The organism is Marinobacter sp. LV10R510-11A, from assembly GCF_900215155.1.
Lineage (GTDB): Bacteria > Pseudomonadota > Gammaproteobacteria > Pseudomonadales > Oleiphilaceae > Marinobacter.
This window is the reverse complement of record NZ_LT907980.1, coordinates 122,291-145,098: the sequence shown is the minus strand read 5'-3', so window position 1 is coordinate 145,098 and position 22,808 is coordinate 122,291. Positions and strand designations below refer to the sequence as shown.

32 protein-coding genes and 3 pseudogenes are annotated in these 22,808 nt (G+C 51.8%); 6 read left to right on the top strand and 29 right to left on the bottom strand.

Annotation, left to right across the window (positions count from 1 at the left end; genetic code table 11):
• Positions 1 to 80 precede the first annotated feature (80 nt).
• The 6 genes from CPH80_RS00880 to CPH80_RS22145 all read right to left on the bottom strand — a co-directional run bounded on the left by CPH80_RS00880 (position 81) and on the right by CPH80_RS22145 (position 2,197).
• Entirely contained in the window at positions 81 to 197 is a 117-nt protein-coding gene (locus tag CPH80_RS00880) for an MBL fold metallo-hydrolase RNA specificity domain-containing protein (protein ID WP_264754855.1), read from the bottom strand.
• 408 nt (positions 198 to 605) lie between these two features.
• The gene (locus tag CPH80_RS23240; protein WP_413772254.1) at positions 606 to 1,025 is read right to left on the bottom strand and encodes a polysaccharide biosynthesis protein; all 420 of its coding nucleotides are present in this window, start codon (positions 1,023 to 1,025) and stop codon (positions 606 to 608) included.
• Positions 976 to 1,128 carry a hypothetical protein gene (locus CPH80_RS23235; RefSeq protein ID WP_413772279.1) on the bottom strand — a complete coding sequence of 51 codons (153 nt, stop codon included), beginning with the start codon at positions 1,126 to 1,128 and terminating at the stop codon, positions 976 to 978. The genes CPH80_RS23240 and CPH80_RS23235 overlap by 50 nt, the downstream gene beginning before the upstream one ends.
• A gap of 147 nt (positions 1,129 to 1,275) precedes the next feature.
• Positions 1,276 to 1,422: a hypothetical protein gene (locus CPH80_RS21810; RefSeq protein WP_166671483.1), complete on the bottom strand. Its 147-nt coding sequence runs from the start codon at positions 1,420 to 1,422 to the stop codon at positions 1,276 to 1,278.
• A gap of 110 nt (positions 1,423 to 1,532) precedes the next feature.
• Positions 1,533 to 1,883: a hypothetical protein gene (locus CPH80_RS00865; RefSeq protein WP_413772278.1), complete on the bottom strand. Its 351-nt coding sequence runs from the start codon at positions 1,881 to 1,883 to the stop codon at positions 1,533 to 1,535.
• A 104-nt stretch (positions 1,884 to 1,987) separates the two neighbouring features.
• Positions 1,988 to 2,197, bottom strand: coding sequence for an Rpn family recombination-promoting nuclease/putative transposase (locus tag CPH80_RS22145; protein WP_227520304.1), 210 nt, complete (start codon positions 2,195 to 2,197; stop codon positions 1,988 to 1,990).
• Positions 2,198 to 2,478: 281 nt separating this feature from the next.
• On the opposite strand from CPH80_RS22145, the gene CPH80_RS00860 reads away from it, so the two are divergent.
• Positions 2,479 to 2,661, top strand: coding sequence for a type II toxin-antitoxin system ParD family antitoxin (locus CPH80_RS00860; RefSeq protein ID WP_096275182.1), 183 nt, complete (start codon positions 2,479 to 2,481; stop codon positions 2,659 to 2,661).
• A gap of 97 nt (positions 2,662 to 2,758) precedes the next feature.
• Here CPH80_RS00860 and CPH80_RS00855 read toward each other — a convergent pair whose 3' ends face one another.
• Both CPH80_RS00855 and CPH80_RS00850 read right to left on the bottom strand, forming a co-directional pair.
• Positions 2,759 to 3,037 carry a helix-turn-helix domain-containing protein gene (locus CPH80_RS00855; RefSeq protein ID WP_096275181.1) on the bottom strand — a complete coding sequence of 93 codons (279 nt, stop codon included), beginning with the start codon at positions 3,035 to 3,037 and terminating at the stop codon, positions 2,759 to 2,761.
• On the bottom strand, positions 3,037 to 4,257 hold the full coding sequence (locus CPH80_RS00850; RefSeq protein WP_096275180.1) for an RNA-guided endonuclease InsQ/TnpB family protein: 1,221 nt from the start codon (positions 4,255 to 4,257) through the stop codon (positions 3,037 to 3,039). Before CPH80_RS00850 ends, CPH80_RS00855 begins: the two co-directional genes overlap by 1 nt.
• Positions 4,258 to 4,280: 23 nt before the next feature.
• On the opposite strand from CPH80_RS00850, the gene tnpA reads away from it, so the two are divergent.
• Positions 4,281 to 4,691 carry an IS200/IS605 family transposase gene (gene tnpA / locus CPH80_RS00845; protein WP_096275179.1) on the top strand — a complete coding sequence of 137 codons (411 nt, stop codon included), beginning with the start codon at positions 4,281 to 4,283 and terminating at the stop codon, positions 4,689 to 4,691.
• Between the two features lie 45 nt (positions 4,692 to 4,736).
• On the opposite strand, the pseudogene CPH80_RS00840 reads toward tnpA, so the two are convergent.
• From CPH80_RS00840 to CPH80_RS00795, 11 genes and pseudogenes are all read right to left on the bottom strand, one after another.
• Positions 4,737 to 5,136 (bottom strand): annotated as a pseudogene (locus tag CPH80_RS00840) (MBL fold metallo-hydrolase); the annotation flags it as partial.
• An 84-nt stretch (positions 5,137 to 5,220) separates the two neighbouring features.
• Positions 5,221 to 5,733: a hypothetical protein gene (locus tag CPH80_RS00835; protein ID WP_227498960.1), complete on the bottom strand. Its 513-nt coding sequence runs from the start codon at positions 5,731 to 5,733 to the stop codon at positions 5,221 to 5,223.
• 32 nt (positions 5,734 to 5,765) lie between these two features.
• A complete protein-coding gene (locus CPH80_RS00830; protein ID WP_096275177.1) occupies positions 5,766 to 6,080 on the bottom strand; it encodes a DUF1778 domain-containing protein in 315 nt (104 codons plus the stop codon).
• 339 nt (positions 6,081 to 6,419) lie between these two features.
• The gene (locus CPH80_RS21465; RefSeq protein WP_157746825.1) at positions 6,420 to 6,812 is read right to left on the bottom strand and encodes a hypothetical protein; all 393 of its coding nucleotides are present in this window, start codon (positions 6,810 to 6,812) and stop codon (positions 6,420 to 6,422) included.
• A 133-nt stretch (positions 6,813 to 6,945) separates the two neighbouring features.
• A complete protein-coding gene (locus CPH80_RS00820; RefSeq protein WP_096275175.1) occupies positions 6,946 to 7,698 on the bottom strand; it encodes a transcriptional regulator in 753 nt (250 codons plus the stop codon).
• Between the two features lie 312 nt (positions 7,699 to 8,010).
• Complete coding sequence (locus tag CPH80_RS00815; RefSeq protein ID WP_096275174.1) at positions 8,011 to 8,340, bottom strand: addiction module antidote protein; 330 nt, start codon at positions 8,338 to 8,340, stop codon at positions 8,011 to 8,013.
• A 102-nt stretch (positions 8,341 to 8,442) separates the two neighbouring features.
• Positions 8,443 to 8,796 (bottom strand): hypothetical protein, encoded by a 354-nt coding sequence (locus CPH80_RS00810; protein WP_096275173.1) that lies wholly within the window; start codon positions 8,794 to 8,796, stop codon positions 8,443 to 8,445.
• A gap of 217 nt (positions 8,797 to 9,013) precedes the next feature.
• Positions 9,014 to 9,376: a hypothetical protein gene (locus tag CPH80_RS00805; protein WP_172898633.1), complete on the bottom strand. Its 363-nt coding sequence runs from the start codon at positions 9,374 to 9,376 to the stop codon at positions 9,014 to 9,016.
• Positions 9,377 to 9,676: 300 nt separating this feature from the next.
• Positions 9,677 to 10,006: a hypothetical protein gene (locus CPH80_RS22140; protein WP_227520302.1), complete on the bottom strand. Its 330-nt coding sequence runs from the start codon at positions 10,004 to 10,006 to the stop codon at positions 9,677 to 9,679.
• Positions 10,007 to 10,028: 22 nt separating this feature from the next.
• A complete protein-coding gene (locus CPH80_RS22135) occupies positions 10,029 to 10,433 on the bottom strand; it encodes an Rpn family recombination-promoting nuclease/putative transposase (protein ID WP_227520301.1) in 405 nt (134 codons plus the stop codon).
• Between the two features lie 271 nt (positions 10,434 to 10,704).
• Positions 10,705 to 11,703: an Rpn family recombination-promoting nuclease/putative transposase gene (locus tag CPH80_RS00795; protein ID WP_096275172.1), complete on the bottom strand. Its 999-nt coding sequence runs from the start codon at positions 11,701 to 11,703 to the stop codon at positions 10,705 to 10,707.
• A gap of 202 nt (positions 11,704 to 11,905) precedes the next feature.
• Here CPH80_RS00795 and CPH80_RS00790 point away from each other — a divergent pair, with 202 nt between their 5' ends.
• Positions 11,906 to 12,199 (top strand): hypothetical protein, encoded by a 294-nt coding sequence (locus CPH80_RS00790; protein WP_227520300.1) that lies wholly within the window; start codon positions 11,906 to 11,908, stop codon positions 12,197 to 12,199.
• A gap of 145 nt (positions 12,200 to 12,344) precedes the next feature.
• Here CPH80_RS00790 and CPH80_RS00785 read toward each other — a convergent pair whose 3' ends face one another.
• The 7 genes and pseudogenes from CPH80_RS00785 to CPH80_RS00750 all read right to left on the bottom strand — a co-directional run.
• Entirely contained in the window at positions 12,345 to 12,773 is a 429-nt protein-coding gene (locus CPH80_RS00785) for a hypothetical protein (protein WP_096275171.1), read from the bottom strand.
• A 217-nt stretch (positions 12,774 to 12,990) separates the two neighbouring features.
• A complete protein-coding gene (locus CPH80_RS00780; protein ID WP_096275170.1) occupies positions 12,991 to 13,962 on the bottom strand; it encodes an Rpn family recombination-promoting nuclease/putative transposase in 972 nt (323 codons plus the stop codon).
• Positions 13,963 to 13,985: 23 nt separating this feature from the next.
• A complete protein-coding gene (locus tag CPH80_RS00775; RefSeq protein WP_096275169.1) occupies positions 13,986 to 14,213 on the bottom strand; it encodes a hypothetical protein in 228 nt (75 codons plus the stop codon).
• A 512-nt stretch (positions 14,214 to 14,725) separates the two neighbouring features.
• Positions 14,726 to 14,908, bottom strand: a complete 183-nt coding sequence (locus CPH80_RS00765; RefSeq protein ID WP_101469853.1) for a hypothetical protein — start codon at positions 14,906 to 14,908, stop codon at positions 14,726 to 14,728.
• Between the two features lie 116 nt (positions 14,909 to 15,024).
• Positions 15,025 to 15,963, bottom strand: coding sequence for an Rpn family recombination-promoting nuclease/putative transposase (locus tag CPH80_RS00760; RefSeq protein ID WP_096275167.1), 939 nt, complete (start codon positions 15,961 to 15,963; stop codon positions 15,025 to 15,027).
• A 23-nt stretch (positions 15,964 to 15,986) separates the two neighbouring features.
• Complete coding sequence (locus tag CPH80_RS00755) at positions 15,987 to 16,214, bottom strand: hypothetical protein (RefSeq protein WP_096275166.1); 228 nt, start codon at positions 16,212 to 16,214, stop codon at positions 15,987 to 15,989.
• Between the two features lie 206 nt (positions 16,215 to 16,420).
• A pseudogene (locus CPH80_RS00750) lies at positions 16,421 to 17,314 on the bottom strand (polysaccharide biosynthesis protein); the annotation flags it as partial.
• 252 nt (positions 17,315 to 17,566) lie between these two features.
• Here CPH80_RS00750 and CPH80_RS00745 point away from each other — a divergent pair.
• Both CPH80_RS00745 and CPH80_RS00740 read left to right on the top strand, forming a co-directional pair.
• On the top strand, positions 17,567 to 17,845 hold the full coding sequence (locus CPH80_RS00745; protein ID WP_096275164.1) for a type II toxin-antitoxin system ParD family antitoxin: 279 nt from the start codon (positions 17,567 to 17,569) through the stop codon (positions 17,843 to 17,845).
• A complete protein-coding gene (locus CPH80_RS00740; protein WP_096275163.1) occupies positions 17,845 to 18,159 on the top strand; it encodes a type II toxin-antitoxin system RelE/ParE family toxin in 315 nt (104 codons plus the stop codon). Before CPH80_RS00745 ends, CPH80_RS00740 begins: the two co-directional genes overlap by 1 nt.
• Before the next feature lie 599 nt (positions 18,160 to 18,758).
• Here the strand turns inward: CPH80_RS00740 and CPH80_RS00730 are convergent.
• Both CPH80_RS00730 and CPH80_RS22865 read right to left on the bottom strand, forming a co-directional pair.
• Positions 18,759 to 19,703 (bottom strand): annotated as a pseudogene (locus tag CPH80_RS00730) (UDP-N-acetylglucosamine--undecaprenyl-phosphate N-acetylglucosaminephosphotransferase); the annotation flags it as partial.
• A 282-nt stretch (positions 19,704 to 19,985) separates the two neighbouring features.
• Positions 19,986 to 20,108, bottom strand: coding sequence for a hypothetical protein (locus tag CPH80_RS22865; protein WP_264754863.1), 123 nt, complete (start codon positions 20,106 to 20,108; stop codon positions 19,986 to 19,988).
• 267 nt (positions 20,109 to 20,375) lie between these two features.
• On the opposite strand from CPH80_RS22865, the gene CPH80_RS00720 reads away from it, so the two are divergent.
• The gene (locus CPH80_RS00720) at positions 20,376 to 20,603 is read left to right on the top strand and encodes an MbcA/ParS/Xre antitoxin family protein (RefSeq protein WP_227520298.1); all 228 of its coding nucleotides are present in this window, start codon (positions 20,376 to 20,378) and stop codon (positions 20,601 to 20,603) included.
• A gap of 393 nt (positions 20,604 to 20,996) precedes the next feature.
• On the opposite strand, the gene CPH80_RS00715 is transcribed toward CPH80_RS00720, so the two are convergent.
• Complete coding sequence (locus tag CPH80_RS00715; protein WP_096275161.1) at positions 20,997 to 22,559, bottom strand: hypothetical protein; 1,563 nt, start codon at positions 22,557 to 22,559, stop codon at positions 20,997 to 20,999.
• Positions 22,560 to 22,808 lie beyond the last annotated feature (249 nt).

The window sequence follows — 22,808 nt, the reverse complement described above, 5'->3', positions numbered from 1 at the left end:
AATAATAAGTCATCGAATTATATATGGCAAAGACTATTCATTTACCCGTCTTTAACAAAGCAACATACCCGTTTAAACATTTATTGATCGGGTATCAACACACTCGGATAATTCAATTCAACAAGGCACTGTTTAAACGCCCGCTTTGCCGACTCATCCCCGTGCACAATACGAATCTCCGCGGGCTTCGTCGCAATACCCTCAATAAAACGGATTAAATCCGATTGCCCAGCATGGGCGGAGTAACCACCAGGGCACGAATATGCTCAAGAGGGAAATCAACGGAGAGATTGGAAGCAGGCCGCAGTCAATTAGAATGCCGGCGGGAGCGTTTTGTTCAGAACGGAGGGTCAGTTCGTGGCAGGAGCCAGTGACGCCGGTGGTGGCGCCGTGATGGGTTATGTTTATCATCTTCAACAGTCCTTGTTGTACATTTTAATACCACCCCCCCTCTCCCCAACCCCTCTCCCGCAAGGGGTGAGGGGCTTTTACTGCGATGGCGAGACCAGCTACAGCACCCTCAGGCTTCGAGTGTGTAGCTCCCCTCACCCCTTGCGGGAGAGGGGCTGGGGGAGAGGGGGGGGGCAAGCACCTCCGAACTTTAATCAAACAGGAAGCCGGTGTACCTTTCCTGTGCTCTCATGATCAACCGCCAAATCACTGCCGCCATTGCACCAAACCAAATCAGCCACATTACTATTCGGCGTAAACCCCGTCGGCGCACTTTTAAGCGTTTCTACAACCTGCTTGCAATCAAATTCCTGGCTAGCCCGCGAAAGCTTACTTAACACAGCTTCCAAATCCTCCCAAGCCATAGATACTTCTCGCGCCATCATAATGCGCGGGTGCGAGGTACCCTGAGGGTCATCACCAATCAACAACTCCTCGAACAGTTTCTCACCAGGGCGCAGGCCACTGAACACCAACTCCGCCATACGTTTACTGGCGCCCATCACATTGGTGGGCCTTACCGCTTCACAGCGGCGGCGGTGCACCACACTGCCCAACAATGGGTGAACGCACACGTTCAGGTTCCACCAGATTGATCTGCTGAAGCTCGCGCTCAATCGCGTACAAGGCAAACTCAGACTGCTCAAACAACACCAGGCACTTGGGCTGGTGGCGAATAATCTGCCGGCACAGCTCAGAACCAATCGAGCCACCCGCGGCGGTTCACGTCCGTATCCGCATCCACCACTAACAGCAAGCGTTTGACCCTATGGCTACGCACCGCCTCTTCCAAGTGGCTCAAGGCAAACGCCGGCAAGCCCACAATCAAGGTTTTGTGGTTAGTGGGTCTGCGCCCTGAAACAAGCCGCAGTCAGTCAGAATACCGGAGGAGGGATACGATCGGTTAGAAGGGATAATGCTCAACTCGTGGCAGGAGCCAGAAACGGCGCCGTGGTGGGAAATATTGATCATAACAACCTCCTTGTTGCCGGTTTCAGAAGCCGGCCAGGGCCAGACTTTGAGTCTGTCCCTGCTCTGGGGCCTTCGGGACAGATTTCAAATCTGTCCCTGCTTTTCTTCTATTAATGCTTGTCTTCAATTCGCAGCTTGACGATCTCGTCAACCGATAACCCCGTCGCTACTGCAATCTGATCGTTACTGAGCACGCCAAATGAAAGAAGATGACGAACGGTTTTACGCTTTTCTTCTAATGCGCGCCAATCGCTCTCCTGACGGCCCTCCTGACGCCCCTCAAGCCGTTCTTTCTTAACCAGGTTCTCCAAATTCTCTGCCAACATATCTCTGTCCTCCACCAAACTGTTGAGCTGATCCAAGTGTACTTCAGCTCCAAGTCGCTGCAAATGGCGTTTGAGCCAACGAGTAATGATTCTGTCGGTACGATCTTTGTTCCGATCCGACTGTATGATCGCCACAACCCGATCCACAGCCTGCTCTGCGGTCCAGCGCTGCGAACCATTGTAAAGCACGATAGGGAATACTGGCGGCAACCCACCTTTTGGTGTTGTCACCTTGTTCTTCAGCAGGTGGTCGTAGAAACAGACCACACGACGTCTTCGAACTTCTCCTCGAACAGCGGCGTAATGTAATTGCCGCTGTGATTCTTGAGTGTACTGAAGTCCATCAGATCCGCGATCTCGAACGGGGCAAACCCTTCGATCAACTGCTGAACAAACTCCGGGTGGCTAAACAATTCCTTGTAACCGGTGTCGTGGTGATTCGTTGCCATGCGTCCTCCTATCTCGATGCCTGAAGTTTACCACAGGAACCCAACACCCCTCCCCTGATGCACCACTACAGACCTTGCAGACCTGGAATATGGTTGTCATTGGATCAGCCGTGCCATAACGCCGAATTATGCGCAGTAGGAGGGAATAAAAAGACTAGAGCGCGCGCGCCTGTCCATGAATTTTTCCATAATTTTTCACAAATCCGTTCCTGCTTTTACAACCGTGATTATCTACGCAGGATGGAGTAGGATTAAATCCTATCTTTTGCGGGAGGCCCGTCATGCGTACTACTCAACAATTCAGCATTACTCTACCCAACCAGATGGCCGACGTAGTAAAAGCCAAGGTTGCCGCTGGCGAATACGCCACTGAAAGCGAAGTAATTCGCGATGGCTTGCGAGCGCTCAGCGCTGACCAAGTGCGTGCCCGATTGTCAGCAAAACACCAGAATTCCACTTCATAAACTTAATGGTGTACACAGTCGAGTTTACTCCAGAAGCGCTGGAACTGCTTAAGCTGAAAGACCAGCCGCATGCAAAAGGCTTCGGTGCTCCAAGGCCTTAAGCAGCGATTTTCACTGGATGCAGGTTTACTCGTGCAGCCATAGAAACCAAGGCGTCGATTGAGAACACGCTGACATGGCCGCGCGCGACATCACCGATTCTTGAACGCTGCACTCCCATCAAATCCGCTGCTTGCCGCTGAGTTAAACCATTCGAGGCAATGTAATTACGAATGCAATCCATTAAAGCCGCCTTAACCTTCAGCACTTCCGCCGCAGCCACATCCTCTTCAATGGCATCGAATACTGAGCCTTTTGTAATATAAACTACCGCCACTAAGCCACACTTAGAAGCGGTTTTGCAGAGTGACCTGCATTGGGCGAGTTTCCGCCCAAACCTAAAGCCCACTTGATAGCCACAAGGCCGCTCGCCGCGTCACGCGGCATGGTACAGCCGCAATCGCACTGATGCGTTCGTTCGCTGAGCGTCTTTTTTACGACCTCCCAGCAGGCAGGGCAACGCTGACTCGGCTTTGCTTTTCGAGTGGGTATTTCGACAAACTCACCACCAGTTTCTTCGACTTTGTAGTGAATCATGGCCAGCAACTTTGCCGGCGCGGTGTCTAGTATCTCCCGGTTTAACCCGGACTTCTGCTTGACCATTTTCCCTGGCTTGTCGAGTGTGCCTTTTGCCGTTCGGGTCATGTTCCGAATGGTCAGTTTTTCCGTGGCAAAGAGCGTGTACTCCTTCGCGAGATCGTGACTCAGTTGATGGTGATCGTGGTGGCGCTGCCGGGCAACCTTAGCTCTGGCTTGAGTCAGAACTTTACAGGCCCGCTTCCACCGGTTGGAACCTCGCTTTTTGCGTGATACAGCCTGCTGCATCGGCAGCAAGCTCTCTTTGGAGTCCCGGTAGTAACGTGGGTTCTCGATCGCGTAATGCTCGCCGTTTTCGTGCGTAACCGTGCCTAAATACTCCACGCCCCAATCGAACCCGCAAGCTTTCTGGCCTTTGCAGGCCCGCACAGGCTCACATTCGACGGTAACTGATAAGAACCACTGCCCGTGCTTATGGATAACCTGGCTAGTTTTGACCTTTCCCAGAGTTCGAGCCTTCCCCCGAGCCTTGATGCGGCCAATGCCGTTGATCGAAAGCCTGCCGTGCTTACCGTTCGCCTCGGGAATAAACGCCCAGCCGCTGCCACCGCACATCTCAAAACTGGAAAACCGGCTGAGTGAGCGAAAGCGGGGGAACCCCGGAGCCTGGCCTTTCTTTACGCGCTCAAAAAATGCTTTGAACGCTTTGTCCAGGCGGCGAAGCGTCATTCGGGTAATGTAAACCGGAATGGCTTTGTATTCGGGATGGTCGGCGCGGATCTGAGTCAAACTGGCTTGTTGGTCGTTATAGGATATCGACTTTCCGGTTTTTCGGTAACAGTCGATACGCTCTTGTAGTGCGGCATTATAAAGTTGTTGGTGTAAGCGCAAGCTCTCAAGCAACCGCTCAGATTGCGATTGGCTGGGGTAGAGCTTGTAATTGATTTTGCGCTTATCCATGAATCCTAATATAATTGGTTCCTATGTCTAAAACAACCCTGAAAGCTCAGCACCATTGCGTATACAACACAAAGTATCACTTGGTTCTTGTGACAAAGTATCGAAACCCGGTCATTAACGAGGGCATATTAGCTCGCCTGTCTGAACTGATTTCTGAGCGTGTGAGCGCTTGGGAGGGGGAGCTTTTTGAGGTAAACGGCGAGCCTGACCACATCCATATTTTGATGGAACTACCCCCCAAATACGCCGTAGCTGATTTTGTGAACGCCCTGAAAACGGGAACCTCTCGAAGAATCAGGAAAGAGTTTGCCGACCACGTTAATAGCTATTACTGGAAACCAGTTTTCTGGTCGAAAAGCTACTGCGTAATCACCTGCGGTGGCGCACCGCTTTCGACTATAAAGCAATACATCGAAAACCAAAAAGGCGCTTAACCCTCACCAAACTTCGTATGGAAAGGGAATGCAGCGCTAATGCTGTTCAATCACCAGCCGATCAGCACGCTCTGGCGACACCGGTGCCGTCAGCAACGGCGCGTGGGCAGCTCCTAAATCGCCACTAAACACAATGCGTTCGCCCGCTTGCCCCGCCGCAGTAACATCACACTCTACATAAGCCGAACCCAGAATGTGCCCTGCCGGTTGAAAACGAATATCCAGCGCGTCTTCCAGAATTTCCGGCAACATAATGGCTGAAGGCTCAGAGCATATAATCGGCCCGTTAAACCCCGCCGCCAGCAAATACGGTATGCGGCCAACGTGGTCAATGTGCACGTGGGTAACCACCAGCGCACGAATGTGATCAAGGGGGAGTAATACTCAATTCGTGGCAGGAGCCAGTAACGCCAGAGACGGCGCCGTGGTGGGAAATATTGATCATAACAACCTCCTTGTTGCCGACTCCAGAAGCCGGCCAGCCAGGGACAGACTTGAAATCTGTCCCTACTTTGGCCTGGAACTCCACTTAGGGCTCTTTGTACATTTGGGCTATCGTTGCTACTGGCAGGAACATTCTTAGCGGATGCGATGGCAAGCATTGAAACCCAAAACTGTTATACAGCGTTTGTCTTCGAGCTACATCAGCCGAGTTTCCACAATCGAGAACATCAAGTAGAACCATCGCCGTTCCTACCCTATATGAAGCGATGTAAGCGCCTTTGAGCGCGTCGGCAAGGAGCAAGCCGCCTAATCCCTGGCTTTGAGCGGAAGACGTAACCCCCATCATGCCTATGAACGCGGCGGGTACTTTCCCGTCGGGCAACGCATATCGCCGGTAGCGATTATGAAGGTCACCATAATCCACGCTATGTGCGTTGATCGAATAGAAGCCGAGAATTTCTTCGGGATTATCATTGGGACTTGTGGCTACAAATATCCTCGCCGTTCCTCCTTTCATAAGCTTCCCTGCTGTTTTCTTCAGGAAGTTATCAACTTGTTCAACGCCAGACCCAAAAGCCGCTCGATCGTGTTTATTCACGTCGAGCGGCTCAATAACTATTCCACTCCGCATCAGCGCTCAACCACCCTCTGATCATGTTGAATAAAGGCGGCACGCAGTTTTTCCGTTGGGGTGGGAGGGCTCTTCAAGGCATCAAAAAAGGCATGATGATCCTCGGGTTTTAGATGTGTCACCTCATGGGCCTGTATCGTGGCAATGGCACGCTGATAAACGGCATCGATTGCGAACGCCGACACATCCTGACCTGTCATCGCTGCTGCACGTTCAACCATTTTTTTGATATGTTCAGTTGTACGAAAGTTAAAGCGAGCGGTGTTACGCTTCCCAGCCTCTGGGCTGTCTTTTGAAGTCGTTGAAGCCAGCATGCGATACTCCTTTTAGATTTCAAAATACATGGTAAATTGTACGCCTTATGGGCGTACAATTCTAGTTCGAGAAAATCTTCAGGCTCACCACGGAACAAAACTGCCAAATTAACATCGCTGTCGGGCCTGTAACGCCCTTTGGGTAACTACCACTCATCTCTCATTGTTCTTTGAAGTTCAAGCGCATCTCTTCCTGAGAAGGCTTTAATCTCTGTGTTGCTGAAATCCAGCTCTACCTCGGGCGCCCCCGTAAAGCGTTCGTCGTTTACCGTGCAGCCTCCGGCTGTTCATTATTTGAACAGCGCAACACGTTATAGCCGTGTGTCTCTGGGACAGATTTCAAATTCCACACCAAATCCCCACACGCTCTTTATCACGCCCGGAAGAGTACTGCACCAGCATGCGCATGCTCATACGGCTGCCACCAACAAAAATAAACGCCAGCGCAGCGTAGATCAGCAGCTGACCCTTGTTTGGCTCCCACAAAGCCACGTCCAGGCGCAACGCAAAAGAGGGGCTAAGCTCTTTCGTTAATGCCGATTCAGTAATGACTCCAACGTATCCGAGGTCAATATAGCTTCCAGCCAGACCTCCAGTTCTGGAACACCGGCAGATTGAATTTGCGCTTCGGCCCAGCGGGAATGTTCGCTCACCATTACCTTTCTGGCAGATTTCGTAATCACCAGCCACAACGAAATCCCAAAAGGCGGCTGCGAAACGGGGATCAAGCACTTCAATCGCCAGAACGATATCCAGATCTTTGGTGGCTCGCGCATCCAGCCCGGCCTCATCCAGTAATAGCCATGCCGCAGCACCGCCTATAAGCAGGTATTGGTCCTGGTAATTTGCGAAGTGCTCTCGAAACTTAGGGGGCCGTCAACATGGTTCTTCGAGACAATGCAGATTCGCCGGCCAGCGGGAGGTTGCTAGCGTTAATCTCGGCCAAACGAACCCTACGAACCTGTCTTACAGGGGTTCGCAGATATTTGCGGGCTCGCTCCCAAAGTGCCTCCGAGCCCTCGGGAAAGCTCAGCAACCTCTCGCGACCTCGCGTGATAATGCAACCGAGCCCTGCAGATTCCAATTCATCGAAAGCCCTGGAGATTGTCATCGGGGTGTATCCCAAGCGCTTGGACAGTGCCTGAACACTTGCTGGCTCGTCATCAGATTCAATTAAACCATGAAGAACAACGGCCTGAGTGGCTGGCTTGAAGCGATCAGATATCTCTCCCGGCTCCCGCTTCTTCCTGGCCTGAACAGCCATGCCCAGCTCTGGCCAATGCAACTGCCGCCATGGCAACACGAAAGCAGATTGGCGCGCTACAAGACGTCGACGGGTGTAACTGGGAAGATCAGCGGCGATGAGGAGCCAGAATTCCGCTACATCGACAGCGTCCATCAGCTTACTCATATGTTTTTCAAACGCTACCGGCTTAAAACTTTCCGGAGATTTGAGTGCCACTCCCAGAAATCTCTCTTTACCCATGGAAATCTCATACAGGTCGTAACTGCCGGCCAGGTAGTTGGGCAATGAAACGCTCAAAGGCCCCGACACCAATATGGAGAGACCGGCTACCTCAGAGACGTACTCGCACAGATCTGTGATTAATTTTTCCATGGCAAGACAACAGACTGGATACAGCTTGCTTGTCGGACTGGCCAACCAGCAATTCGTGGCAGGAGCCAGTGACGCCCGAAACAGCGCCGTGGTGGGAAATGTTGATCATAACAACGTCCTTGTTGCCGACTCCAGAAGCCGGCCAGCCAGGGACAGACTTAAAGTCTGTCCCGGCTTTTGCAACCGTGATTAGACGCCATACGTTTGTTACGTTTGTGCGAGCGGGCCACGGCTTTTGAGGCGACTATCGCAAAGAACGCCGAAGAGTGGCCTAGCGGCGTACCCGGACGACCCTTTTTTGCTGAACCGGTCTCACGCCTGGGGATTTTGCACCACTACAGGTTCTTGGTGTGGGCGAGTCGTCAAGTCCACGCCCAACGCTCGCGTTACCGCAAGCATGGTTTTCAGCGTAGGGTTGCCCTGCCCACTGAATGAGCGGTAAAGCTGTTCACGGGAAAGACCGGTTTCACGTGCCAGTTCTGCCATACCCTTGGCGCGAGCCACTACCCCCATCGCCTTAGCTATATAGCCAGAATCACCGGTTTCCAGTGCATCAGCAAGAAATATCGCAATGGCATCCTGACTGTCTAGCGCCTCCGCAGGAAGGAGTGCCTGTCCATGAAAATCAGAAAGAACGAGCATGCGTCATGATGCGTTGATGCGTCGTGGTTACCTCTACATAGATACAGCAAAGGCAGCCAATGGGCTGCCCTTGTCATGTTTGTAATTCACATTGAATTTCGGTCAGTGCTTGATCTCTGGCCTTAACCGACTGACTTCATCAACCGTCAAACCAGCAATCTCTGCAATCACTTGGTCGTTCATCTCGGTACGGCTGATCAGGTTACGGGCGATTTGTTCAGCCTTCATGTGCTCACCTTCTTGGCGACCTTCTTTACGGCCTTCTAGACGGCCTTCCTGGCGCCCTGCCAGCATGCCCTCAAGCCGTTCTTTTTTAACCAGATTCTCTAAGTTCTCTGCCAACATATCTCTGTCCTCCACCAAACTGTTGAGCTGATCCACCGCCTGCTGCAAAGCCTCCCAGCTGTGGCCGGCATTCTCGACGCCAAAGACCCCACTCAACGGTGTCTGGCGCATCGAACGGGGCAAACCCTTCGATCAACTGCTGAACAAACTCCGGGTGGCTGAACAATTCCTTGTTGCCGGTTTCAAGAGCCGGCCGGGGACAGACTTAAAGTCTGTCCCCACTTTGGTGCTGGCTTTACTCCCTGGGGACAGATTTATAAATCTGTCCCCGCTTTACTTTAGTTTCCTCCTTGGGACAGATTTCAAATCTGTCCCTGCTTTTCTTCTATTAATGCTTGTCTTCAATTCGCAGCTTGACGATCTCGTCAACCGATAACCCCGTCGCTACTGCAATCTGATCGTTACTGAGCACGCCAAATGAAAGAAGATGACGAACGGTTTTACGCTTTTCTTCTAATGCGCGCCAATCGCTCTCCTGACGGCCCTCCTGACGCCCCTCCTGACGCCCCTCAAGCCGTTCTTTCTTAACCAAGTTCTCCAAATTTTCTGCCAACATATCTCTGTCCTCCACCAAACTGTTGAGCTGATCCAGGTGTACTTCAGCCCCGAGTCGCTGCAAATGGCGTTTGAGCCAACGAGTAATGATTCTGTCGGTACGATCTTTGTTCGGGTCCGACTGTATGATCGCCACAACCCGATCCACAGCCTGCTCTGCGGTCCAGCGCTGCGAACCATTGTAAAGCACGATAGGGAATACTGGCGGCAACCCACCTTTTGGTGTTGTCACCTTGTTCTTCAGCAGGTGGTCGTAGAAACAGACCACACGACGTCTTCGAACTTCTCCTCGAACAGCGGCGTAAAAAAGAAGGAGTGCCTGTCCATGACTTACCCCATGACTTAAGCAAGCTCTGTCGTGCAATTGGATTATAGATACAGCAAGGGCAACCCGTTAGCTGCCCTTGTCATGTTCGTAACTCACATTGAGTTTCGGTCAGTGCTTGATCGCTGAGCGCAACTGGCTGACCTCATCAATCGTCAAACCAGCAATCTCTGCGATCATCTGGTCATTCATTTCAGTACGGTTGATCAGGTTACGTGCGGTTTCCTGACGTCCTTCCTGACGTCCTTCCAGCCGCTCCTTCTTCACCAGATTCTCTAAATTCTCGGCCAACATATCTCTGTCCTCCACCAAACTATTCAACCGCTCCAAGCCCACTTCCGCGCCTAGACGACTCAAGTGGCGTTTAATCCAGCGGGTAATGATTTTGTCCACTCGCTCCTTGCTTGGATCGGCTTCGATGATCTTAACGACTCGATCCACCGCCTGCTGCAAGGCTTCCCAGCTATGACCAGCGTTTTGAGCCGTTGTACAGAACCATTGGAAAGATAGGCGGCAAACCCTGTCGCGCCGTTGTTTCACGGGTTTTCAGTAAGTGATCGTAAAAGCAGGCCACGTAGTGCATCAGCCGCAGTGGCATGGTGCTGTCTACTTTGGACTGAAACTCCAGCAGGATGTATAAGAACACCCGTTGGGTGATGCCTTCCCAGTTCACTTCCACTGACCACACCACGTCTTCGAACTTTTCCTCAAACAACGGTGTGATGTAATTGCCGCTATGGTTCTTCAACGTGCTGAAATCCATCAGGCTCGCAATCTCGTTTGGCGCGAAGCCTTCCACCAGCTGCTGAACGAATTCCGGGTGACTGAACAATTCCTTGTAACCGGTATCGTGGTGGTTCGTTGCCATGCATCCTCCTGATTCAACAAATTCCATTATACCACGCTAAGGTTTTTCTTTAGAGGGAACAGGAATGCATGAGGAAGGAGTGCCTGCGGAAGCAGCGCGATGGCGTCCGGAGTGTCGCCCAGAGTCTGCGGACAACGCCTGAAGGCGATCCAGATCAGTCTGGGTCAGGGGCTCGAAGCCAAAGAGAGTGCCTAAGAGAGTGCCTGTCCATAGCTATATCAATAATGAATAAGTCCATAAGTCCATGAATAATCAATTTCAGGCAGAGTTATCAGTGTTTCTGCTCTTCACGAAGTACCTTGACCTCATTATCGGACAAGCCAGAAGCTGTCGCAATTTGGGCATCGGTCAGCAGACCCATCGCAATCAGGTTACGGGCGATTTGTTCAGCCTTCACGTGTTCACCTTCTTGGCGCCCTTCTTGACGGCCTTCTTGACGGCCTTCTAGACGGCCTTCCTGGCGCCCTGCCAGCATGCCCTCAAGCCGTTCTTTTTTAACCAGATTCTCTAAGTTCTCTGCCAACATATCTCTGTCCTCCACCAAACTGTTGAGCTGATCCAGGTGTACTTCAGCCCCAAGTCGCTGCAAATGGCGTTTGAGCCAGCGGGTAATGATTCTGTCGGTACGATCCTTGTTCGGGTCCGACTGTATGATCGCCACCACACGATCGACTGCTTGCTGCAAAGCTTCCCAACTGTGGCCCGCATTCTCGACACCGAACACGCCGCTCAACGGTGTTTGGCGCAAGCCCAGCTCTTCGTCAGTATAACGCCCTTCATCCACTAAGTAATATCGCAGATGTGGTTGATAGACTCGCAGGAAGCCAGGAGGTTCCGGCTGCACCATCTCATACACATCCTGTTCAGCACTCCAGCGTTGCGATCCATTGTACAGCACGATGGGGAATACGGGAGGCAACCCACCACCGGGTGTTGTTACTCTGGTTTTCAGTAAGTGGTCATAAAAACAAGCCACGTAGTGCATCATTCTGATCGGCATGGTTCGATCTACACGGGACTGGAACTCCAGCAGAATATACAAATACACCTGCTGAGGCACGCCTTCCCAAGTGATCTCAACAGACCACACCACGTCTTCGAACTTTTCCTCAAACAGCGGCGTAATGTAATTGCCGCTGTGATTCTTGAGTGTACTGAAGTCCATCAGATCCGCGATCTCGAACGGGGCGAATCCTTCGATCAACTGCTGAACAAACTCCGGGTGGCTGAACAATTCCTTGTAACCGGTGTCGTGGTGATTCGTTGCCATGCGTCCTCCTATCTCGATGCCTGAAGTTTACCACAGGAACCCAACACCCCTCCCCTGATGCACCACTACAGACCTTGCAGACCTGGAATATGGTTGTCATCAGACCCGCTTTGCCATAACGCCGAATTATGCGCAGTCGGGGGGAAGGGAAAAGAGTGGAAACGGAAAGGAGGAGTGCCTGTCCATGAACTAACAGTAGTATATGGATGGGCAAGACCTGTGCGATGCCGAGTTGCGAGTGGTGGCGCGTTATGCTGAAACCTACAGGGCTAGGCTTGGGGATTTAAGCTGGTTTATGAAATGCCTGAACGAACCCATCGCGCGCCAGGCCAACCGAGAAGGTCAGTGCACGGGTCACTTCTGGGAAAGCCGATTCAAATCCTACCCGCTAGACACCGAAGAGGCCGTACTGACGTGCATGGCCTACGTAGACCTTAACCCTATTCGGGCGACTACCGCAAAGAACGCCGACGAGCGGCTTAGCACCCTACCCTGACGACCCATTCCTCGTTACCGGCGACAATGATCGGGGCTCGTCTCTGCCCCAAATTGCGGAACAAGAACGAGCAAGAACGAGTGCCTGTCTATGAATAAGTCCATAAGTCCATAAGTCCATGAATAATCAATTTCAGGCAGAGTTATCAGTGTTTCTGCTCTTCACGAAGTACCTTGACCTCATTATCGGACAAGCCAGAAGCTGTCGCAATTTGGGCATCGGTCAGCAGACCCATCGCAATCAGGTTACGGGCGATTTGTTCAGCCTTCATGTGTTCACCTTCTTGACGGCCTGCCAGCATACCTTCAAATCGCTCTTTCTTAACCAAATTCTCTAAGTTCTCTGCCAACATATCTCTGTCCTCCACCAAACTGTTGAGCTGATCCAGGTGTACTTCAGCCCCAAGTCGCTGCAAATGGCGTTTGAGCCAGCGAGTAATGATTCTGTCGGTACGATCGTTGTTCGGGTCCGACTGTATGATCGCCACAACCCGATCCACAGCCTGCTGCAAAGCTTCCCAGCTGTGGCCGGCATTCTCGACGCCAAAGACCCCACTCAACGGTGTCTGGCGCATCGAACGGGGCAAACCCTTCGATCAACTGCTGAACAAACTCCGGGTGGCTGAACAATTCCTTGTTGCCGGTTTCAAGAGCCGGCCGGGGACAGACTTAAAGTCTGTCCCCACTTTGGTGCTGGCTTTACTCCCTGGGGACAGATTTATAAATCTGTCCCCGCTTTACTTTAGTTTCCTCCTTGGGACAGATTTCAAATCTGTCCCTGCTTTTCTTCTATTAATGCTTGTCTTCAATTCGCAGCTTGACGATCTCGTCAACCGATAACCCCGTCGCTACTGCAATCTGATCGTTACTGAGCACGCCAAATGAAAGAAGATGACGAACGGTTTTACGCTTTTCTTCTAATGCGCGCCAATCGCTCTCCTGACGGCCCTCCTGACGCCCCTCCTGACGCCCCTCAAGCCGTTCTTTCTTAACCAAGTTCTCCAAATTTTCTGCCAACATATCTCTGTCCTCCACCAAACTGTTGAGCTGATCCAGGTGTACTTCAGCACCAAGTCGCTGCAAATGGCGTTTGAGCCAACGAGTAATGATTCTGTCGGTACGATCTTTGTTCCGATCCGACTGTATGATCGCCACAACCCGATCCACAGCCTGCTGCAAAGCTTCCCAGCTGTGGCCAGCGTTCTCGACACCAAAGACCCCACTCAACGGTGTTTGGCGTAAGCCTAATTCCTCATCAGTATAACGCCCCTCGTCTACCAGGTAATACCGCAAGTGTGGTTGATAGACACGCAAGAAAGCAGGAGGTTCCGGCTGCACCATCTCGTAAACATCCTGCTCTGCGGTCCAGCGCTGCGAACCATTGTAAAGCACGATAGGGAATACTGGCGGCAACCCACCTTTTGGTGTTGTCACCCTGTTCTTCAGCAGGTGGTCGTAAAAACAGGCCACATAGTGCATCAACCGGATTGGCATAGTGCGATCAACCCGGGATTGAAACTCCAGCAGAATATACAAATACACCTGCTGAGGCACGCCTTCCCAAGTGATCTCAACAGACCACACGACGTCTTCGAACTTTTCCTCGAACAGCGGCGTGATGTAATTGCCGCTGTGATTCTTGAGTGTACTGAAGTCCATCAGATCCGCAATCTCGAACGGGGCAAACCCTTCGATCAACTGCTGAACAAACTCCGGGTGGCTAAACAATTCCTTGTAACCGGTGTCGTGGTGATTCGTTGCCATGCGTCCTCCTGACTCAGCAAACTTTACCATACCACGCTCAGGATTTTCAGTAGGTGGAACGGGATGTTCTCGGGGACAGATTTAGAAATCTGTCCCCGTGCGAGCCTGCTAGCGGCGTCTGCGCCCTGAAACAGGCCACAGTCAATCAGAATACCAGCGGAAGGGTGCAACCGGCCAGGCGAGGTAATACTCAATTCGTGGCAGGAGCCAGTAACGCCGGTGGTGGCGCCGTGGTGGGTTATGTTTATCATGAACAACAGTCCTTGTTGTAGATTTTAATACCACCCCCTCCCGAAGCGTCGGACCGCCCCAACCCCTCTCCCGCAAGGGGTGAGGGGCTTTTACTGCGATGGCGAGACCAGCTAAAGCACTCTCAGGCCTCGGGTGTGTAGCTCCCCTCGCCCCTCGCGGGAGAGGGGCCGGGGGAGAGGGGGTTGGGCAAGCACCTCCGAACTTTCATCAAATAGGCAACCGATACACCTCCCGCGCCATCATAATGCGCGGGTGCGAGGTGCCCTGAGGGTCATCACCAATCAAGGTGTTGTGATTAGTGGGTCTGCCCCCTGAAACAAGCCACAGTCAATCAGTGGAGCTTTTCGTCATTCGTCACCAATACGTATCCCCCAACCATGGCTGTTGCGGAGATAATGCTGTCCGGGAGTTTTAATGAGGTTGCTCTGCGGATTTTGATGGCTGATACCGCGTAATGCCCTTTGGGTAACTTGAGTTTGCTTAGATGAGGGCGTTGGTGTCTAGCAGGTACTTACCACTCATCTCTCATTATCCTTTGAAGTTCTAGCGCATCTCTTCCCGAGAAGGCTTTAATCTCTGTGTTGCTGAAATCCAGCTTTACCTCGGGCTCACCCATAAGGCGTTCGTCGTTTACCGTAAGCACCACTCTGACGTGAGTGCTGTCCAACAGGCGATACTTCTCCGGTAGTTTCACAGAACGAGTTCCTGTCCATGACTTAAGCAAGCTCTGTCGTGCAATTGGATTATAGATACAGCAAGGGCAACCCGTTAGCTGCCCTTGTCATGTTCGTAACTCACATTGAGTTTCGGTCAGTGCTTGATCGCTGAGCGCAACTGGCTGACCTCATCAATCGTCAAACCAGCAATCTCTGCGATCATCTGGTCATTCATTTCAGTACGGTTGATCAGGTTACGTGCGGTTTCCTGACGTCCTTCCTGACGTCCTTCCTGACGACCTTCCAGCCGCTCCTTCTTCACCAGATTCTCTAAATTCTCGGCCAACATATCTCTGTCCTCCACCAAACTATTCAATCGCTCCAAGCCCACTTCCGCGCCTAGACGACTCAAGTGGCGTTTAATCCAGCGGGTAATGATTTTGTCCACTCGCTCCTTGCTTGGATCGGCTTCGATGATCTTAACGACTCGATCCACCGCCTGCTGCAAGGCTTCCCAGCTATGACCAGCGTTCTCAACTCCGAATACGCCGCTTAACGGCGTTTGCTTGCTGATTAATTCTTCATCAGTATAGCGCCCTTCGTCAATCAGGTAATAACGAAGGTGTGGCTGGTACGCTCGCAAAAACTCCGGTGGCTCCGGCTGTACCATCTCGTAAATGTCCTGACGGGCTGACCAACGTTTTGAGCCGTTGTACAGAACCATTGGAAAGATAGGCGGCAAACCCTGTCGCGCCGTTGTTTCACGGGTTTTCAGTAAGTGATCGTAAAAGCAGGCCACGTAGTGCATCAGCCGCAGTGGCATGGTGCTGTCTACTTTGGACTGAAACTCCAGCAGGATGTATAAGAACACCCGTTGGGTGATGCCTTCCCAGTTCACTTCCACTGACCACACGACGTCTTCGAACTTCTCCTCGAACAGCGGCGTAATATAATTACCACTATGGTTCTTGAGCGTATTGAAATCCATTAGGCCGGCAATTTCAGAGGGAGCAAACCCCTCAACTAACTGTTGTACAAATTCCGGGTGGCTGAACAATTCCTTGTAACCGGTGTCGTGGTGATTCGTTGCCATGCGTCCTCCTGACTCAGCAAACTTTACCATACCACGCTCAGGATTTTCAGTAGGTGGGACTGGATGTTCTCGGGGACAGATTTAGAAATCTGTCCCCGTGCGAGCCTGCTAGCGGCGTCTGCGCCCTGAAACAGGCCACAGTCAATCAGAATGCCAGCGGAAGGGTGCAACCGGCCAAGCGAGGTAATACTCAATTCGTGGCAGGAGCCAGTGGCGCCGGTGGTGGCGCCGTGGTGGGAGATAGAGATCATATTCAAACATCCTTGTTGTAGATTCTAATACCCCCCTCCCGAAGCGTCGGACCGCCCCAACCCCTCTCCCGCAAGGGGTGAGGGGCTTTTACTGCGATGGCGAGACCAGCTAAAGCACTCTCAGGCCTCGGGTGTGTAGCTCCCCTCGCCCCTCGCGGGAGAGGGGCCGGGGGAGAGGGGGTTGGGCAAGCACCTCCGAACTTCAATCAAACAGGCAACCGATGCACCTTCCCCGCCCCCTCATTCGCAACCGTCAAATCACTACCCCCATTGCACCAAACCAAATCAGCCACATTACTATTCGGCGTAAACCCCGTCGGCGCACTTTTAAGCGTTTCAACAATCTGGCTACAATCAAATTCCTGGCTAGCCCGGGTAAGCTTACTCAATACTGCTTCCAAATCCTCCCAAGCCATAGATACTTCCTGCGCCATCATAATGCGCGGGTGCGCAGTGCCTTGTGGATCATCACCAATCAACAACTCCTCAAACAGTTTCTCACCAGGGCGCAGGCCACTGAACACCAACTCCGCCATACGTTTACTGGCGCCCATCACATTGGTGGGCCTTACCGCTTCACAGCGGCGGCGGTGCACCACACTGCCCAACAATGGGTGAACGCACACATTCAAGCCTTCCACCAGATTAATCTGCTGAAGCTCGCGCTCAATCGCGTACAAGGCAAACTCAGACTGCTCAAACAACACCAGGCACTTGGGCTGGTGGCGAATAATCTGCCGGCACAATTCCGAACCAATCGAACCACCGGCGCCGGTCACCATCACCGCACGGCCAAACAGCGACGACGCCACCTGGGCGTTGTCTGGCCGCACCGGATCGCGGCCCAGCAGATCCTCAATCTCAAGATCGCGAATGTCATTAATGCGAGCCTGGCCGGCAATCACTTCGCTGAACGACGGCACCGTTTGCACCGGAAGATTCAGCTTTTCAAGCTGTGTCAGCAACTCGCGACGATTGACATCCATATCCGCATCAACCGCCAACAATAAGCGTTTGACCCTATGGCTACGCACCGCCTCTTCCAAGTGGCTCAAGGCAAACGCCGGCAAGCCCACAATCAAGGTTTTGTGGTTAGTGGGTCTGCGCCCTGAAACAAGCCGCAGTCAATTAGAATACCGGAGGAGGGATACGATCGGTTAGAAGGGATAATGCTCAGCTCGTGGCAGGAGCCAGAAACGGCGCCGTGGTGGGAAATATTGATCATAACAACGTCCTTGTTGCCAATTGGCGGAGGCAAGGGACAGACTTAAAGTCTGTCCCTGCTTTTGCAACCGTGATTATCTCCGCAGGATGGAGTAGGATTAAATCCTATCTTATGCGGGAGGCCCGTCATGCGTAGCACTCAACAATTCAGCATTACTCTACCCAACCAAATGGCCGACGTAGTAAAAGCCAAGGTTGCCGCTGGCGAATACGCCACTGAAAGCGAAGTGATTCGCGATGGCTTGCGGGCGCTACTGGCCCGTGACCGTGCCTTGGAGAACTGGCTCGTCGGTCAGGTAGCCCCTGCTTACGATGCATTGAAGACTGACCCAAAGCGCGCGCTCAATGTCGACCAGGTGCGCGCCCGGTTATCAGCAGAACACCAGAACTACACTTCACAAGCGTAATGGCGTACACCATTGAGTTTACACCGGAAGCGATGGAACAGCTGGCGGTGCTCTATCGCTATATTGCCACGAAGGCTTCACCGGAAATTGCTAAACGCTACACAGACGCCATCGTGACCCACTGTGAAGAGCTACAGACGTTTCCACATCGAGGAAACCAACGTGACGACATACGACCCGGACTGCGAATCACAAACTACCGCAAGCGGGCCGTAATTGCATTTGCTGTGGATGACAAGCATGTTTCCATCTTGGGCGTTTTTTACGGCGGACAAGACTTCGAGGTTGCTTTGCAGTTTGAGCTGGGCGATTAGCCGTTCAGGACCTTATTCCGTGGGGACAGATTTATAAATCCGTCCCCGTTTTACTTTCCATTTCATCAGGTTCAGACACAGCCGGGCGATCAAATTGCTGCTTTCCCAGTAGTCCTCGGCATTCAATTCCTGCAAGGCACAGCGAATGTAGTGGAATCTCAGGTACTCATGGCAGTCACCACTGGCACCACCCGACTGGTCTCACAGAGTTCCGACAAATCCAGGCAATAATGGGCCAGGCGGTGTATCGAAAAGCGGTCGGGGTCGATTTCCTCCTTAAGCACAAACAATAGCGCTTCAAATCAGTCAGCCCATTCTTGAGGGATTCAGCGAACAAGCGAGGAAGTTGAGGTAAGGGGCTCTCAAAAGTCCGAACGGACAGGGGGTGGGGGTACCTTTTCTGCCAGAAAAGGTGTCTGAGCGAAGCGGGTTCTTTTTCCAAAGAAAAGGTACCCTACCCGTGGGCGAGCCTCACAACCGGCAGGCTAGAGGGTGTCGGATTACGCCTGCGGCTAATCCGACCTACACCTGATCGCGTCAGACAAAAATTTGACTCAAAACAGACACCCTATCCTTGGAGCCAGTGAGTTAGCTATGCACTAGTTTTGATCCACAATCTCAGGGTTTTTTCGGAAGAACACCACCAACCGCCACACGTGGCTGATAGCCCAGTTATAGGCAAGGAATACCGCCATAAACAGTCCAAACATAAACCACTCGGGTATCAGCAGCATTTCACCACCGATTCCAATCACCGCGCAAATAACGGCCAACAGTGTAATGACCGTCAGTGCCTGCCGGTCCGAGAAGCCAGCTCGAAGAAATATATGATGCAAATGATCCCGGTCCGGTTTCATCACGGATTCACCTTTGCGGGCGCGCCGAATCATGATCGCAACCATGTCCATTAACGGCACCGCACAGACCCAAAGCGCGGCTACAGGGCGAAAAGCCCCACTCTCTGTCTGGGCGCCATTTACCAGCAACCACACAACAGAGAAACCAATAAACATGGAGCCTGCATCGCCCAAAAAGATCTTTTTTCGGAAGGGACCCAACTGAAGATTAGCCGCCATGAATGGCAACAGCGCCATAGCAATGGTGACGGCCAGAACCAGCTCCAGATTGAATCCGGGTGCGACAGCAAACAGTATTGCCAGCGCAGTCAACGTAACCAGGCTCATGGTTCCTGCCAGGCCGTCAATACCATCCATCATGTTATAGGCATTCGTTGCACCGATAACCGCAGCAATGGTTACCGAGGCGCCAAGCCACCCAAGCTCGATAACGCCGAAACCCAATAAATTTCCAAACGTCGTCAGATAGATACCAGAGCCGTAAGACAGCAAAGCACCGAGTGCAACCTGGGCCCACAGACGGAACTTTGCCGGTATGTCTCTGGCGTCATCAATAGCGCCAAGAATAACCAGCATCAAAGCGCAAAACAGATAAATCCCGAAGCCTTCAACCAGCGGCATGGAGATCAGCCACGCGGCCAAAAGGCCAGAAAAAGCACTTAAGCCTCCGATGAGCGGGACAGCCCCGCTGTGGACTTTTCAGTAATCAGGCAGGTCGACCAAACGGAATCTGCGGGCGATTGGTCGCAAAACGACCAGCGCAGCAAAAGCAAAAATTATGGCAATCAGACCGGTAAAACTTGCGGTTTCCATAATCACTCATTGTGGAGCTGGATTTGGGCTTCGTTGACGGGACATCGTGTGTCTAGCGCGGGGGCAATCTTACTCCACTGGGCTTAAAAATGTGATTCTTTTGACGAACTTTAACGACACTTATACAAAGGTATACAAAGGTCTTAGGTCCAAACCTCATTGATTTCCGCCGGTCAGCGGGTGTAGCACCCGATCTACCAGGGCAAGTGCCTGCTGCAGGGCTTCTTCCAGGATATTGAGAAACCAGGCGAGCCATTGAAGACCGCACAGAGCCCACATTCAGAAACTCGCCTTCGATCTCGCTGGCGCGGATCGCGTTTTGAATCATTGAGTCCGTTCCCACTTCCGGATTGACCTGATCTGTTGTGGATTTTCTGCGGCCCAGTGGAATAGCCAGGCGCTAAAAGATGCGTACGCAATCACCAGAATCTTCAGCTTAATCGAACGGTCCATATCAGGGATTCGGCATCGCTCTAACCGTGTGCAATACTACCAATGATTAACTGCACGTTCTGGTCACTTTCTTCTCGCAATGAAGGATCAAACATGACGAACATGGATAGAAACGCTGCCTACCTGCGCAGCTTACGTCACAAAGCCCTCGCAGAATCCGTCGAGTTTTTTGAAGGGGACGTGGAAGCCGCCGAGCGCTGGCTGTCAACGCCCGTCAGGGGGCTGGGGTATCAAACCCCAAATGATATGCTGTCCAGTGAAACCGGTATAGAGCAGGTCAGGACTTTGATTGGTCGACTGGAGCACGGCATTGTCACTTGAGACACCCTCAACGCCAGCAATCAAAGATGCCGGCCAAATGCTCTAAGAGCGCTTTATCGTATAACGGCGGTCGACCGGCGTCTGTCAAAGTAGCTGCCCCTGCCTCACAAACACTGGCCGCTTTCCATTGCGCGACGCCCATGTTCATCGGAACCCACCGCAGGCAGCGACGTACACAGACGGTTTGCGCCGAGGTAACGAACGACTCGAACAAGACCGCCTACCTGTCGGAATATCGGCTCATCTGGCTGATGGGTGGCCTTCAGCAGCAGTTGAACCCTCGGACGTTGATTATCCCGCCGGTAACCGGCTGCCGTGCCGGGGCCGCCTCGTTTTTTGTACTCTCACTTTCGAGGACCTTCACAAATCACCAGCATCAAAATCGTCTCTGCGCTATTGTTTAGTCTCGAAAAACTCCAAGACCTCGCCAAAACAGCCTACCGCCCTACCATGGTATGTGTATGATTCATCCTTCAGCTTCCACGGCGCATCGACCACCCGTAAAGCCGAGAGCAAACTCCAATCGACAAAATCATGCTCTGAGATAGAGAGCGCTTGAGTGAAACGGTCGATCACCTTTTGGGTGCGCGGAAATCTTTCCCCATTATATAGGTTTCTTAGGTAGGATCGGTCGGTGGAGAGTGAACTTGCGATCTCCACAAGCTTTTTACCCTCGGCCCTTAGAGCTTCAACACGACCTGAGAGATGGCCCTTAAATAAGTTTGCCTCTGGGTGGTATAAGACCGCTCTGAAGGCTTCGTTCCGCCTTTTTCTTCGCTGAAAAAAAACGGCTTTATCATGTTTGTCAGATATCTGGATTCCGAAACCATGGCTATCTAGCTTTTGGACAACCTCAAGGATATGCCTCCTGCTACTCGTTATGCTGACTCGCCAAGCATTCTTAGAACCCTCCTTTCGAATATCGTGCACAATGCCTTTTATTTCACTGCGCAAAAAAGCGGCTATATCCTCACACATTTTCATTGTTGACGTTATTTGCCAACCTAGCGTCACATTCCATCCTGGTGATCCGTTTTGCACCAACGAGTTTCTCTTCACACCAAGCGTTAGACCACCATCCCCATTATAAAAACCTGAAAGAAACGACCAGTAAAGATCCGGACTCATTTTCGAAAACGGAAATCGCAGATCGGCGTCCTTTTGCTCAGTCATCCCAAGTTTCAATAAGTCTTCAGCCATTTTCCTCCGACTCAGACAGAGAATCGCCTGCTTTTTGGGTGTGTGCGACTTGGATGCAAGCGTGAAGGCGCCCGGGTAATTCAATTGATCCGCAATGATCTGTAATACATGGCTGTGCTCAATGCTTTGTGATATCTGGACATCTCGCAACTGATTGATCGACCCATCGGCAAAGATAAAACCAAGCACCCAAGCCTTCTCCGGGCAGTCGATCTTACGGAAGTAATCTGCATTCATACCCGAGTAGCGGACCGACGTCTGTAATTGGCTTCTGCGATCAATGCTGTTGATCTTGAGAATCTTGCTTACCGTGTGCGTACAAATGTTGAGCGTTTCCGAGATCAATTTCACACTTATCTGGCCGTTATACATTCGGCAAACGTCGTCCGTGTGCTTTTTGGATGACTCATCCAACGGAGAGTGCGCGGAATTTCGGATGAGGCTTTTAAGCTGGTACTCAGAAATCGAATAGTTTTTGAGAATTGAAGAGATGTCGGCCCCTTTGGCTAGGTCCCGTTCAATCGCACGATTCCGCTCTTTGATCAAAGAAAAGTAGGAACGTAAGCTTGGCGTCTTGTAAACAATGTTTTGAAAACGTTTTGATGTGATCAATTTTTTGGACTTACGCAGGTCATGCTTGACGATCAAGTGATCTGCGCTCGGTTTTTCCCACCGGCTGACCATTTCGGCATATTCGGCTAGTGCTAAGCTCAACCGGCCATTGAACTCATTTTCCTCTGCTCGGGTTAGGCGCATAGCAATTACCCAAAGGAAGCTTTTAGGATGGTCTGATTAACACCCAATTCTCCGCTGAATCGCTTTTCAGTGCGGACCTCGTCGTAACATAAAGACCTGTTTAATGTTTCGGAAGGGATGCTAAAGCCGAATGAATCAGCGCTTCCTTAGAAGACGATACTCGAAATTCGCCGAAAATCAAGAAAAAAATAATACAACTAACTGATTAATAACATAAAAATGAGCATTCGGGCGCAGAAACGTTCTAAC